The organism is Streptomyces shaanxiensis, assembly GCF_039537145.1.
In the GTDB taxonomy this organism is placed as follows: Bacteria; Actinomycetota; Actinomycetes; order Streptomycetales; family Streptomycetaceae; genus Streptomyces; species Streptomyces shaanxiensis.
Window position 1 is genome coordinate 320,906 of record NZ_BAAAZY010000028.1, and the last position, 13,524, is coordinate 334,429.

Here is a 13,524-nt window from a genome sequence, read left to right on the forward strand (position 1 = left end):
GCGGCGGCGCGCACGGCTCGGCTCATGGCCGGCATCACGTCAGGGATCACGTCACGCCTCACGTCACGAAGAAGATCCCGGCGTCCGTGCCCGCCGGCGTGTACTCCGCGAGCCGTGCCCTGAGGCCGTCCTCGCGCTGCGGCCGGTACAGGTCGTGGAAGGCGCCCATCTCGGCGCCGTCGTCCGAGCCGCGCCGGATCTCCTCGGCGCACCGGTCGGCCAACAGGCCGTACCAGGGCGTCCCGTAACGCTCCGAGGTGAACAACGGCCGCACACGAGCGGCCTGTTCGGGTCCGGCCAGGTCGGGCTGGCAGCGGAACCGGCGCGGGGTGCGCGAGCCCGGCGGCACATACGAATACCGCACGCAGCCGATGCCGCGCCGGGCCACATGGAGCCTGCCGGTGAGGATCGAGTTCTCGGCGATCTTCACGGCGTGGGTGTGGATCTCGCCGATCACGGTGGTGCGGTGCAGATGCAGCACCGCGTGCGCGTGGCGGCAGTCCGGTGCGGACAGGGCCTCGCGGCTCGGGCCGGTGGCGTCGAGGATGCTGTCGCGCAGGTGGATGTCGAGGGGGTCCTCGCTCACCTCGTCGCCGATGACCTCGATGGTGCCGAGGATGCTGTGCTCGACCTGCAGGCACGCGGTGGTGCGTTCCAGGACGATGCTGGGCTCCTCGGGCGAGTGCGGATCGCACTCGGGCTCCAGCGACCAGCCGGGGACGAGCGTGGAGTGGCGTACGACGACCGCGCCCATGGGGCCGGTGACGTTGATCCCGCGTCCGGCGACCAGCAGGCCGTCGAGGACGAGGCGCGGACGCTCGTGCGGGGCGCAGTCCTCGGACACCGCACGGATGTTGAGGGCGTCCGGCCGGTTGCTGTACCAGTCGAGCAGGCGTATCACCGGCCGCGCGCCCTCCGCGGCCCGCACTTCGAGGCGGTCGCCGGGGTCGAGGTCGAAGTCCAGCTGCTCCTGGTAGGCGCCGCTGTGGGTGATCTCGATGATGCCGTCGGGGCCGGTCCGGCCGGCGCGGCGGTCGTGCTGCCAGGCCCGGTACGCGTCCATGATCTGGCGGTACGGCTGCCCGGGCCCGACCCGGTAGAACTCGGCGTCCGGACGCGCCTCGCGGTCCAGCCGGTCGTACTCCCCACCGCCCATGTCCGCGCCGAACGCGTGGTGGTAGTCCACCCACACGCCCTGCCGGGGCGCGGACCGCGAGCCGAACGCGATCCGCCCGAGCTCCGGGTCGACGGCCACCTGCCCGCGCTTGGGCCGGTAGCGCCAGTCCGACAGATCGGCGACCACGATGTCGGACGGCGGCACCGGCTGGTCCTCGCCGTCGCGCCGGATGACGAGGCTCTTGCCGGGGCCGTAGTAGTCGGTGAGCCGGTCGTGGAGCCGGCGGCGGGTGACGAACGCCGGGACGTTGTCGATCGTCGCGATGTGGGTGGGCGACGGCTCCGGGAACGGCTTGGTGACCAAGGGCGTGTCGTTGCCCAGGATCGAGAAGGTGTAGAGGTTGCGGGCGCGGTCGATGCAGTACGCCGGGGACTGCGTGAGCGAGTGCGCCTTCAGCCGCCAGACGAAGAGTGCGACCCCGGCCGGAGTCCACCCACCCTGACGATGCCGGGAGTTGGCGCGGCGGACGTCGACCGTGCGGGCCGTGGCGCCGAAGGGGCCGCCCGCGAGGTCGAGGGCGGAGTTGTCGCGCAGGTCGACGAGACGGCCGCGCCCCCCGCGGTGGACGCCCGTGTCGCCGTACAGCTTCACGGGCTGGGTGTGGGAGACCTGCCGGGACAGTTCGACGGCGCGGGCGGGCCAGCCGGTGACCTGGTCGGAGAGTTCCTCCAGGAGGTGCAGGGTGCCCTTGCGGCGGCGGTTGGCGACGGTGGCGGCCACGTCGGCGCGCGGGGCGACGGCCTCGGCGAGGGCGGCTCGGCCACCCTCGTGCAGGCCGGTCGTCAGGACGCGCTCGTAGCCGGGCAGGGTGCGGTAGCCGACCAGGTCGCCGAGGTACGGCAGCACCCAGGGCGCCGCCGTCTCCACGAACAGGTCCTCGTAGCCCTGCTGGACGCCGTCGCGGACCCGGTCGAGCTGCTCGGCGATCACCGCGAGGAGCGCGCGCAGCGGCTCGCCCTCCTCGGCGTCGCGCAGCAGGTGCCAGCGAGGCAGCAGCGCGGCGAGCCCGTCGGGTTCCCTGGACGCCGTCGCCGGGGCTGCGGTCTCCAACTGGACATCCGCCGAGTGCGCGGCCATCACTTGACCTCCGTCAGAATCAGGGTGTCCGCGGCCCTGGGCGACAGCATCGCGAGCTGTGCCGGGCGGATACCGCGGAAGACGAACACCGAACGGCCCTTCGCCAGGCGGCGGGTGTCGGTGATGTCGGGGTTCAGGCGCAGCAGTTCGGCGAGCGGGACGCCGTACTTCGCGCAGACCTCCGACAGCGTCTCGCCGTTCGCGGCGCGGACCGTGTGGATCTTCTCGTCGTACGTCGCCGGGTGGGCCGGGACGGACGACTTGGGCGGGCCGGGGTCCGTGAGGATCCCGGTGAGTTCGTCGGGGGTGGCGGACGCGGGGACGCCGGTGAAGACGTCCACGTCCACGTAGTCGACGCCGGGCACGGTGTGGGCGGTGGCCAGGACGTCCGAGAGGCGAGCGGGTCGCCCCAACTCCCGCCCCTCGTAGCCGAGTCGGCGGAGCAGCGCCTGACGCAGTCGCGGCTCGACGATCTCCCACGCGTGGTCGGGAGCGACCTTCACCTTGGCGGCGATGAGCAGCAGGACCAGCTCGCGTACGTCCACCCGGACGGTGAGGTTGAGGTCCCCGTACTCGGTCAACGCGCCCCGCAGGGCCCTCAGCGTGTCCGAGTCGCCGTCGATCGGCACGTCGTCCGTACCCGCGACCGTCACGTGCAGCACGCGCCGCCGCCCGTCGAAGAGTTCGCGTGCGGCGGCCCGGCCGATGCCGGCCCGGGAGCGGGCGAAGTCCTCGTAGTCGGACGCGGAGACCAGGCGGTCCAGCGCGGAGACGGCGAGCGGGATCGTACGGCGGGTCAGGCCGGGGCCGTCCGCGTCCGCGCCGCCCTTGGCCGGGCGCGGGTTGGTGACCTGCGTGACGCCGAGCGGGCGGGTGAGCGGCTGGGTGACGCGGTCGGCCGCGACGTTCGCCGCCTTGCCGGTGCCGAAGCGGTAGCGGGCGCGGATGTTCTCGTGGCCGGAGGGCAGCCGGGCGCCGTTGACGCCGTCGCCGAAGGTCACCGTCGTACGGCCGTCGGCGGTGGAGCCGGTGATGTAGACGCGCTCGCCTGGGCCGCGTCCGGCGAGGCTGTCGACCTCGTGCCAGAGGACGCCGTCGACACGGATCTCCAGCACCGGGGTGGCGCCGAGGGGGTTGTCGTCGGCGAGCCAGGTGAGCGGGGACTGCCACAGCGCGAACGTCTGGTTCACGCGACCCGAGTCACCGCTGCCGATGGCCTCCTCGCGGCTCTCGCCGTGGGTGGCCTCGACGACGTTGCCGAGGATCTGGACGGTCTCGCGGCGGTAGCGGTGGGCGAGGTCGGCGGTCAGAGTGATCCTGGTGTGGACGTGGTCGCCGGGCAGTTGGAGGTCGACGGCCGGGTCGGCGGCGGCGATCGTGACGACCTCGGTGGCCTGGACGCCCGCCGTCCCCGGGATGTCGCTGCGCTCGCCGGTCACGATGAGCGTCCGTCCGGGCCGCAACCCGTCGTACAGCACGGCGAGTTCGATCTCGTTGCCGTGGACGTCCTCGCCGAGCGGTTCGTCGGCCAGGCGCAGCGGCTCGCCGGCCGCGTGCACCGTGGTGTCGCGGATGTGTGAGAGGAGGACGTCGAACTCGTCCAACCACGGGTCGGCGAGGGTGAGTTCGGTGCCGCGGCCGGTGATCCCGTAGTTGGTGTACGCCGCCGTACGCGCCGCGACCACCTTGGTGGTGACGAACGCCAGCTTGGCGTCGCCGGGGATGCCCTCCTGGGCGCCCTTCGCCGGGCGCTGGATCGCGACCCAGCTGTCGACCGTGATGCCGGGGTGGACCGTGTCCAGCTGGAGGATACGGCGGTTGAGCGGCTCGGGCTTGCTGGCGATCACGATCTCGACGTTGGGCTCGGTGCTGCCCACCGTGTACTTGAGGCTGACCTCGTACTCGCCGTGCGTGAACTGCTCGCTCGCGTTCGGCCGCAGCGCGATCTGCTCAGACGTGCCGTTGTGGACGCCGACGTGGACCAGGCCCTCGTCGTCCGGACGGGACACGAAGAGGGTGCGCTCGGGCAGGCCCGAGTGGAGGCGGGCCGTGACACCGGGGTCCTGGGAGTCGGTGGGGCGGCGGTTGAGCCAGTTCAGGTCGCGGTCCTGGCCGGAGCGCACGGACAGCTCGACCTGGCCGGTGCCGAGCGGGAAGTTCACCGGCTGCGCGACCGGCAGGTTCTCGGCGCGCTGGTCGGAGCTGCTGCCCTCGACGTACTGGAACTCGGCCCGGACCGGGGTCCGGCCCGACGTGTCGTAGACGACCCGCAGGCTCGCCAGCACGGCGCCCGTGAGCGGCCAGTCGGCGGTGCGGATGACGCGGCCTCGGTCGTCCTGGACCGGCTTGAGCGGGGCCGTGGCGCCGAAGGGCGCGGCCGTGACCCGCATGGCGAGCAGTTCGCGCAGGAGCTGCGGGGTGCCGGGGGCGGCGGCCGCCGCCGTGCGCCAGGCCGGGTAGAGGCTGCCGAGGGCGGGGTTGAGGGCGGAGAGCAGGCGCGCGGTGTCGCTGCCCGGGCGCCGGGCACCGGTGCCGCCGCGGGGGGCGGGGGTTGAGGCGCGCAGGGCGGGCAGGACGGCGCTCAGGGTCTGCAGGGCGGCCGCGCGAGGCTCGACGGCGGCCTGCCGGATGCCCTCGCTCTCCTGCGCGTTCCGCACCGCCGGATCACTCCCGGCGTCCTGCGCGGGCGCCAACCGCAGTGCGCGCTGGGCGAGTTCGGCGAGCACCGCCTCCAGCTGCTCGAACCAGGCCGCCACGTCCTCGTACGGCTCGGCCAGCACCTGTGCCTCACCCAGCCGGGCGACGGGCTCCGCGAGCCGGGCCGCGAGCCGCTCGGGGGTCTTGATGCCGTCCAGGTCGTCCCGCAGGGGCGCGAGGACCTGGTCCTCGAAGTCCTCGATCAGCCGGCTGACCGGCCTCGGGTTGGGGACCTCGGGCGTGGGCGGCTCGTCGCCGGGCTCGCCCGGTGCCGCGGGGGCGGCGGTCCAGCGCCGTACCTCGTCGACGAGTTCCTTCAGGGTGGGAGGGGCCGACTTCGGCAGGGAGATCGCGGTGATCTCGTCCTCCCGGTCGACGCGCGCCTTGGCGACCGGCAGCAACTTGCGCTCGCCGCCCGCCTGTTCACCGAAGACGAAGAGCAGCTGCTCGCCGGTCTGCAGCGAGTTGGCCGTGCCCTCGACGAAGATCTCCGAGCGGCGCTCCAGGTCGGCGGGGGTGATGAGGGAAGGGCGCCGACGGCGCACCTTCAGCTCGTTCCAGTCCCAGCGGGCCGTCAGGTCGCGGCTGGTCTCGAAGGTCAGGGACTCCTCGTCGGCCGACGCGGGCACGCTGTGGCTGCGGGCGCCGCGCGGGATCAGCACGGGCAGCGCCTCGGCGCGCGGGTCGCGCTCCAGGGTGTACGCCAGGTGCGTGGCGGCGGCGACGCCGGGGCGTGGGCGGTGGCCGACGAGGCGGCCGAGCAGGACCAGGGAGCGGTGCTCGTTGGCCGTACGGATGTAGGCCTCGTCGGCGATGCGCTCGGAGTGGAAGGTGAGCAGGTCGCCGAGGACGGCGGTGGCCTCCAGGAGGCCGATCGCCGGGTCGTCCGGGGTGCGGACGGTGAGGCCGGCCAGGGCCGGGTACGCCGGTGAGGCGAGGCGGTCGAGGAGGGCGGCCCGGAAGGAGCCGTACTCGCCGACGCGGTAGTCGAGGGCCGTGCGGCCGGGCGGGTTGTGCACGGGGGCCGGGGCGAGGCGCTCGTCGTGGCCGCCGCGGCAGGCACCGCCGCAGGTGCACTCGTCGGTGATCGTGCCCTCGGTCGTCGGGACGTCGGTCATCGGGCACCTCCCAGGGAAATCGCCAGCCGGCCGCTTTCCGGCCGGTCCGGGTCGTTGTCACAGGTGGCGATCTCCAGCGGGCCGAGCCGCAGCACGCCGTCCTCCCTCTCTCCTCGGTCCGGCTCGAACAGCCTTTGCAGCCGGGTGACTTGGACGCTCTCCACGCCGGGGACCGCGGCCGCGACGGCGACGAGCCGGCTGAGCCGTACCGGTTCGCCGAAGGTCAGCGCGTCCGGGTGGAAGAAGCCCCGCACACCGCTGCCGAGTACGCGGTACAGCTCGGCCAGGATCTGCCCGTGCTGGTGACCGGGCTTGGCGCACACGGTCAGCGCGATGTCCAGCGGAACGAGCCGCGCGGCACCGACGACGAGGTCGTGGCCGATGCGCCGGTACGGCTCCAGCGCCTGGGCGACGGAGGTGAGCAGTGCGTCGGACGGGGCGCCGGTGCCGTACGCGTCGATCGCGATGTGCGCCTCCTGGACGCTGCCGGTCCAGCGCAGCTCCGCCGCCGCGCGCTGCACGCCGGGCAGGGCTGTGGCGAGGGCCGTGTAGTCCTCGGCGGTGACGGCGCGCAGGCGGGTGCGGCGCAGGTCGAGCGGGGCCAACTGGCGTACCTGCTCGACGGGTTCGGGCTCGATGCCGCCGACGGCGGGCAGCGGGTTGCGGACCACGGCGGCGGGCGGTGTCTCGCAGTCGGACTGGACGACGAGGTGGTTGATGGCTTCCGCGCCGACGTTGCCCGCGGTCCCTCCGCCGAGCCGGTAGTGCAGGGCGAGCCGGGATCCGGGCGTCGGCTTCGCACCGTGCCGCCCGTCGCCGAATCGCAGGGCCAGCCGACCGTCGTCCTCCAGTTCGCCGACGAAGTGCCGGTCGCGGGGGCCGCTGTCGAGCAGGTCGCGGCGCGGATCCCATGCGACGTCCTCGCCCTCGTTCTCGTGGACGCGTACGGCGGGCAGCGCACGGCGCGGGTCCTGGTCGAGGCCGGCGGTCGCGGAGCCGCGCAGCACCAGCTCGTCGGGGTGCAGTCCGGCCGCGTACGACGGGCCCCAGCTGTGGGCGATCTCCCAGGCGATGTGCCCGTCCAGGACCGTGCCCGCGCGGGCACGTGCCGTGAGGACCTCGATGCGGCGCAGCTTGGCGTCGAGCAACTCGTCGCTGCGGTGCAGGAGTTCACGCAGGGCACGGACGGGGTGGCGGCGCAGCTCGATGCGCTCCAGGATCCGCAGGCCGTAGATCACCGCGAGTTCGGCGATCTCGGCGTCGGCGAGGCCGTCCCGGTCGCGGGCGCTGCGCCACAGCTCGACGAGCCGCTGCCGCACCCGTCCCGGAATCGCGGCGATCCGCTCGGCCTGCCCGGCGGCGACGGTGCCGCGGTCGGGGAACGGCACCGCCTGCGTCACGGGCGCGCGGCCGAGGACGGGGCGGAAGCGGGGCTGGATGCCCGGGTAGACGGACTGGGCGAGCAGCGTGCGCAGGGCGGCGGTCTGGGCGTATGCCGTGCCGGGCACGACGCGCTCGTGGCGCTGCCCGGCGCGTTCCAGACCGATTCCGGCCCTGGTGGTCGCCCCTTCGCCGATCACCTGGAACAGCTCGCGGACGTCGTCGGGCGTCAGGGCGTCGCCCGATTCCGCCTTGTCCGTGAGGGAGTTGATGAGCCGGGCGGGGGCGTTGCCCTCGTCGCGGTCGGCGCACCCGAAGGCGGGCGGGTCACAGGGGGCGACGACGGCGGGTACCTGCGGGACGGTGAACGTCTCGGGCAGCCCGTGCAGGGTACGGCCGTGGTCGACGAGGACGACGTTGCCGCGGGCGAGGCTCACGTCCTCGACGGGCAGACAGTCCCGGCCGCCGCGCGTGGTGAGGCAGAGCGGGAAGCGCAGGGCGTCCCCGGCGGCCCAGGTGACCTCCAGGACCGGCTGGTCCTCGATGCGGTCCACGGCGGGGGTGACGGAGGTCAGGCGCACGGCCTGGCGATGGGCCGGGTCGGCGTCGCCGGGGGTGCCGGTGCGCGGGCCCTTGATCTCCTCCAGGATCAGCAAGTCACCTGGCCTGAGGTCGAGTTGACGCTCCCGGCAGGTCTCCGGGTCGACCCACTCGTCGCGCAGGGTCGCGGAGGTGGCGCCCTTGGGCAGGGTGCAGACCTCGCCGCCCCACGTCCACAGCCGGATCGCGTTGTGCGCGACGCGCAGCTCCAGCGGGTCGGCGGTGACGACCGGTTCGAAGACCTCCACCGAGCCGCGCTCGTCGAGGTCGCCGAGGTCGGCCTCGTCGACGACCGTGCCGGGTTCGGGCCGGTCGTGCGGGTCGAGGGTGCGGACGTCGACGGAGGCGAAGCGGAAGGTGCCCGGGGCGAGCGTGTGGTCGCCGGCGGTCTCGACGGCGACGTATGCGCGAGCGGTGCAGCCGTCGTGCATCGCGTAGTCGATGAGCCGGACGTGCCGCCGTACGGAGACCCTGCGGCGCGCGGTGTCGAGGTAGGCCTCGGTGGCGACCGCGTCCTGCTGGTAGCTGATCTGGTCGCCCGTGTAGGCGAGCAGCTCGACCAGGGTCATGCCGAGGTCGGCGGGGTTGCGCTCGACCCAGTCGGGGGTGGTGAGCGCGAGCCGGTCCAGGAGCAGCTTGCGGATGGTGTCGTAGTCGCGGGCCGTGTAGTCGATGACGGGCGCGGCCGGAAAGTCCGTGCCGCCCTGCTCATCTTCCTTGCAGTCGAAGGGAGTCGGGCAATCGGGCCGAAAGACGAAGGTCGCGCTGTGGTAGCGCTGGTCGAAGCCGCGGTAGGGCTCCGTCCCGGGCCGTCCGTACGGGTCGGTCTCGACGAGGGAGAGCCGGTACCGGGAGGTGTCGCCGGCCTTGTCGAGGGTGACGTAGAGCCGGTCGTCGAGCTCGGGGTCCTCCTCGCGTTCGACGCTGACGTCCACGGCGGTGACGCCGGTGATGCGGCGGCCCCCGTCGATGCGGACGTTCTCGGGGACGAGGCCGTGCGGGGCCTTGCCGAGGAAGGTGACGGTGAGCAGCAGACCGTCGTCGCCGACCTCGACGGAGTCGACCCCGTTGAGCTGGGCGGCGCGGACCTTGGCCCGGCGGGAGGTGGTGGTCGTACCGGTCATGCCGTGGCCCGCCCTTCGAACACGTCGTCGCGCCGGGCGCCGTCGGCGCGTATGACGTACGACAGATACACACGGACGACGTTGTCCTCGCTGACCACGTCGAGGGCCTCCACGTCGATGAGGTCGCCGAGCCAGCGCTGGAGCGAGGCCTGGACGGAGAGTTCGAGGGTGCTGATGAGTTCCGGGCTGGTCGGGGCGAAGACCAGGTCGAGGAGCCCGCAGCCGAAGTCGGGGCGCATGACGCGCTCGCCGGGGCTGGTGAACAGCAGCTGCTCGATGAGGTCGTGGACGTGCTCGCCGCGGGTGGCGTGCGCGGTGCGGCCCCGGCGGTCGGGGCGGAAGGGGAACGCGATGTCGGAACGGGTGACCGGCCTGGTCATCGTGTGGACACCTCCTGCTGCGCGGCGTTGACGACGGGTGGTCCCTGTGCGACCAGGGCCGCGCTGAAGCACTGGGCCGCGGAGATGTCGAGCAGCACGGGGGCGCCCGCGACGGAAACGCCGCTCGCGGGGGCCGTGAACCGTACGGACACGCATGGCTGCAGCACACCGTTCACGGTGTGGACGCAGCCTGCGACGGTGTAGGTATGAGCGGCGGTGGCCGCCGCCCGGCCGCCGATCAGCACCGCCGGGGACGGCGTGTGCGCCGGTGTGGCACGCCCCCCGTGCGGGCAACTGATCACCGTGTCGGCGGCCAGCAGCTTCCCTGCTGCCCCGGATGTCCCGGACACGTTCGTCGTTCCCCCGTTCCTAACGCTTCGGTTCCACGGTCAACTGGCCCTCGTTGACGATGACCCTGCCGTCCTGGAGTGTGATGCGGGCGTTGCCTGCGGCGATGACGATCGCCGCCTCGGTGATGCGGATGTACGCCCCGTTCTTGGCCTGCAGCAGGATTCCCTCGTCGGGGCCGGTCACGTCGTTCATCACGATCTTGTGCGCCAGCTGGGTCTGGACGACGACGGGCTTGAGCTGGGAGGGCCGCGCCAGCTCCCGTCGTGCGTCGGGCGGCAGCTCGGCGCGGTCCCCGTACCAACACCCGGTCCAGATCGGGAAGCTGGGATCGCCCTGCTCGAACTCCACCCACACGCCGGCGTCCTTCGGCGGCACCACGACCTGACCCGCCTCCTGCCCGGTGAAGGGCAGGCAGGGCAGCGCCCAGGTCGAGGGCTCGTCGCCGAGCACATCGGGGACCTGGACCGTGATCCGCCCGATGCCCAGCGGGTCGTTGTTGTCGATCACCCGGCCCCGGAACTTGCCCAGGTACCGGTTGTTCGGTGCCGCCATGCGTCAACTGCTCCTGTTTTCGGTGTTCCGGTGTCCCGGCGTTCCTGCGTTCCGGTGTTCCGGCGTTGCTCGGGTAGTCGCCGTTGTCACGGCCGTACGGTGTCGCCGCGCGCGACCAGGCCCTCCCGGGAAAGCGTGAAGTTCTGGGTGAACGAGCCGGGGCGCAGGCTGTGCGTGACCGACTTGACGTAGTAGTCGCCGTCGTACATCGGTCCCGAGCCGCGCACCCCGACGAGGCTGCGCGGGTGCAGCAGGTAGCCGTGCCGGGTGACGTCGAGAGAGCCGGATCCGGTGATGACGTCGGCCGACGTCGCGGCCCGGGCCAGAAGTTCGGCCTGCGCCTGCTGGATCTGCTGCTTGGCCGTGCCGGCCAGGGTCCGGCGCTTCAGCGCGGGCGTGGGGCGGCGGCCGAGCGGGGGCCGCAACGGGCTGATCGACGGCTGACCGAGCAGCGTGGCGTGCCGGTTCTCCGGGTTCTGCCACCGTGCTTGGGGCTCCTCGCGGGCGGTGCCGTCGTAGGCGAACGTCAGCTGGTCCACGGTCGAGTTGGCGTCCATGTTGACGTTGAGGGCGTGCTGACGCACACCGAGCCGCACCTCGGGTCCCCAGTAGGCGGACGACAGCCCTGGCGCGGGCCCGGGTTCGAGGTAGAAGACATAGCCGTTGGCCTTCGCCAGCTCCGTCACGTACTGCAGATCCGTACTGGTCTGGTACGGAACCCGCAGCTGCTCCTGCGGGGGCTGCAGAATCTGCTCGTCCTTGACGTCGGGCCGGATGCCGTAGTCCCGATACCGGCCGAGAATGGACAGAACGCGCCGCGAAGGCGCCAGGTTGGGGTACCCGGCGGTGCGCTCCTCCAGGTCCATGAGCAGGGTCAGATCCTCGCCGGTCACGGTGAGGGTGGTCTGCCCCGGCTGGTTGCTGGCGCCGACCTCCTGCCGGACGATCAGCCCGTCGAACAGCACCTGGGAGGTGCCGCGCACGCTCACGCTCACGATGACCCGGGTCTTGGGGTCGAAGAAGCCTTCGGGCAGCAGATTGCGCTGGATGAGCCCGCGTTTGGTGAGGTCGAAGGCGAGCTGGAACCCGCTGCGCTCCCCCGCGGTCGCGGTGATCTGCGCGGACAGCAGAGCTTCCATGACCTCGGCGGGCACGGGCCGGGTGAGCCTGGGCCCCATCTGCAGGGACATATGGACGGGCCCCGGCCCGACGGGCAGTTCGTCAGGCACTCCGGCCCCCCTGTGGGAACCCGCCGGGGAGCGGTACGTCGATCGCACGCCCGGGTTCGGCGGTCAACTCCTGCGGATCGAGCACCGGATTGGCGTCGGCGATCTGCCACCACTGCCCCGGATCGCCGAACAGCCGCTGCGCGAGCAGGTCGGGACGCTCACCGGCGCCGACGAGGTGTTCCTCGGTCTCCTGCGCGCCGAGCGGCGGCAGCAACCTGCGCTTGGTGTACCGGACTTCAGTCCCGTCAGGTTCGGCGTGCACCCCGATCTCGGCGTCGTGGTACCGGCTGTCCCGGGGATAGGGATGAGCCCCGGGGATCGAGTCCAGGGCACTCCCGTACGGCTGTACGCCCTCGGCCATACGCAGCTCAGCCCCTTCCCAAGGTCATCGTGTCGCGGCCGCCCAGCCCCAGCGCGCCGAGGCTCCCGCCGCGGGCGGCTGCGGCGAGCCGTTCCTTCTGCGCGAGGTGCGCCATGTACAGATCGGCACCGCGGTGCCCGGCCGGCAGGTCGCTCACGCTGAGCACCTTCAGCCCGATGCTCAGGCTCGCCCTGATCGGGTTGAGGTTGACGTCGAACGCGGACTCGTTGATCGACAACTCGGTGAGCCGCACGGGCATGACGCGCTTGCTCCCCCAGGTGAAAAGGGTCAGCGGCATCTCGATCGGCGTGATCTCGATGGTCCCCTTCTGCGTCTGCCGCGCCGCCTCCCGAAGCTGCGCGGTCGTCGGCTGCACCAGCATTTCCAGCACGGCGAGTTGGGGGTGAATCCCGTCGGGAGCGGCGACCTCCAACTGGTCGGTGGCGTCGATCTCGGCGGTGAACTTCCAGGTCTCCTCGGCGGGGCCCTTGAGGCGGAGGGCCTCGTTACGGTCACCTCCGCCGGTCCCGCCGCCTTCGGCGTTCTGGCCGCCGGCGGTTTGGGGGGCGAGGGAGCGTTCCAGGGTGTCGGGGTTGAACTGGAGGATGATGATGCGTTGGGGGGTGCCGGTGTCGGGGTTTACTACGACTAGGCCGGAGCGGATGGGTTTGGGGATGTCTGCGTAGCGGGTCATTCGTTACCGCTCCATCGCGTGTGATCAGGACGGTCTGCATGCAGTGCGTCGAGGACGGCGGCGGCTGGGTACGGAACGTTTTCCGGCCAGGACTCGACCACTTGCTCGACCACCGCGCGATGCGTGGACAGGTGGTGGGTGGCGAGGATGATCGCCGCATGCACCTGGAGGTCATGGTCATCCGACTCCAGGGCCTGGGCGGCAATGTCGGCTGCCCGGGGAGACTTGACGTTGTTGAAGGCCTTCAGCGCCTCTACGCGTTCCCAGATACCGACAGACTCTCCGGAAATGATGTCGCGCAGAGCCGAGATCAGCTCCTCGTCGAGGACGGTGGAGCGGTCCAGAGCCGTGGCGGCGGCCATGGTCGCGGCTTCCAAAGCGTCCGGGGTCGTCGCTTGGCGGAGAGCCGAGGCGATGAGGCCCGAGTCCTCGGGGCGGGCATGGTTGAGCATGGCAAGAAGAGCGCTGGCGTGATCCGCTCCGTCCTTCTCCGCCCCTGTTTCGCTGCTCGGAGCCGGAGGGGCAGACAGGATCTCCCTCGCTCGGTCGAGGACTTCGGCCACGTGGTGCGCAAACGGGTTGCCGCCGCCGTGTCGGCTTACGGCATCAGCGTGATGGAAGTGATCGAGGGCCATACCGACAGCCGCCGTGCGACCGCTGCGAAGGAGGAGGAGGAAGGCGTCCTCGTCTGGGGTCTCCGAAGCAAGCACGGCACGAGCCCTTTCGAGCTCCGGATCATCCAGTGGACAATCGCGCCAATGGTACGTATTGAAGACCATCCCAC

General features: G+C 72.1%; 10 protein-coding genes. All 10 read right to left on the reverse strand.

The window, feature by feature from the left end:
• Positions 1-58 precede the first annotated feature (58 nt).
• The 10 genes from ABD932_RS39680 to ABD932_RS39725 all read right to left on the reverse strand — a co-directional run bounded on the left by ABD932_RS39680 (position 59) and on the right by ABD932_RS39725 (position 13,519).
• Entirely contained in the window at positions 59-2,254 is a 2,196-nt protein-coding gene (locus ABD932_RS39680) for a hypothetical protein (RefSeq protein WP_345020799.1), read from the reverse strand.
• Positions 2,254-6,069 (reverse strand): putative baseplate assembly protein, encoded by a 3,816-nt coding sequence (locus ABD932_RS39685; protein ID WP_345020801.1) that lies wholly within the window; start codon positions 6,067-6,069, stop codon positions 2,254-2,256. Before ABD932_RS39685 ends, ABD932_RS39680 begins: the two co-directional genes overlap by 1 nt.
• Positions 6,066-9,173, reverse strand: a complete 3,108-nt coding sequence (locus ABD932_RS39690) for a putative baseplate assembly protein (protein ID WP_345020804.1) — start codon at positions 9,171-9,173, stop codon at positions 6,066-6,068. Before ABD932_RS39690 ends, ABD932_RS39685 begins: the two co-directional genes overlap by 4 nt.
• Positions 9,170-9,553, reverse strand: a complete 384-nt coding sequence (locus tag ABD932_RS39695; protein WP_345020806.1) for a GPW/gp25 family protein — start codon at positions 9,551-9,553, stop codon at positions 9,170-9,172. Before ABD932_RS39695 ends, ABD932_RS39690 begins: the two co-directional genes overlap by 4 nt.
• The gene (locus tag ABD932_RS39700) at positions 9,550-9,903 is read right to left on the reverse strand and encodes a hypothetical protein (protein ID WP_345020807.1); all 354 of its coding nucleotides are present in this window, start codon (positions 9,901-9,903) and stop codon (positions 9,550-9,552) included. Before ABD932_RS39700 ends, ABD932_RS39695 begins: the two co-directional genes overlap by 4 nt.
• Before the next feature lie 19 nt (positions 9,904-9,922).
• Positions 9,923-10,456, reverse strand: coding sequence for a phage baseplate assembly protein V (locus tag ABD932_RS39705; protein ID WP_345020809.1), 534 nt, complete (start codon positions 10,454-10,456; stop codon positions 9,923-9,925).
• Between the two features lie 86 nt (positions 10,457-10,542).
• On the reverse strand, positions 10,543-11,634 hold the full coding sequence (locus tag ABD932_RS39710) for a hypothetical protein (protein ID WP_175647801.1): 1,092 nt from the start codon (positions 11,632-11,634) through the stop codon (positions 10,543-10,545).
• Positions 11,635-11,677: 43 nt separating this feature from the next.
• Positions 11,678-12,046 carry a LysM peptidoglycan-binding domain-containing protein gene (locus tag ABD932_RS39715; RefSeq protein ID WP_345020811.1) on the reverse strand — a complete coding sequence of 123 codons (369 nt, stop codon included), beginning with the start codon at positions 12,044-12,046 and terminating at the stop codon, positions 11,678-11,680.
• 7 nt (positions 12,047-12,053) lie between these two features.
• Positions 12,054-12,740, reverse strand: coding sequence for a hypothetical protein (locus tag ABD932_RS39720; protein WP_345020813.1), 687 nt, complete (start codon positions 12,738-12,740; stop codon positions 12,054-12,056).
• Positions 12,737-13,519 (reverse strand): hypothetical protein, encoded by a 783-nt coding sequence (locus ABD932_RS39725; protein WP_345020815.1) that lies wholly within the window; start codon positions 13,517-13,519, stop codon positions 12,737-12,739. Before ABD932_RS39725 ends, ABD932_RS39720 begins: the two co-directional genes overlap by 4 nt.
• Positions 13,520-13,524: the final 5 nt, after the last annotated feature.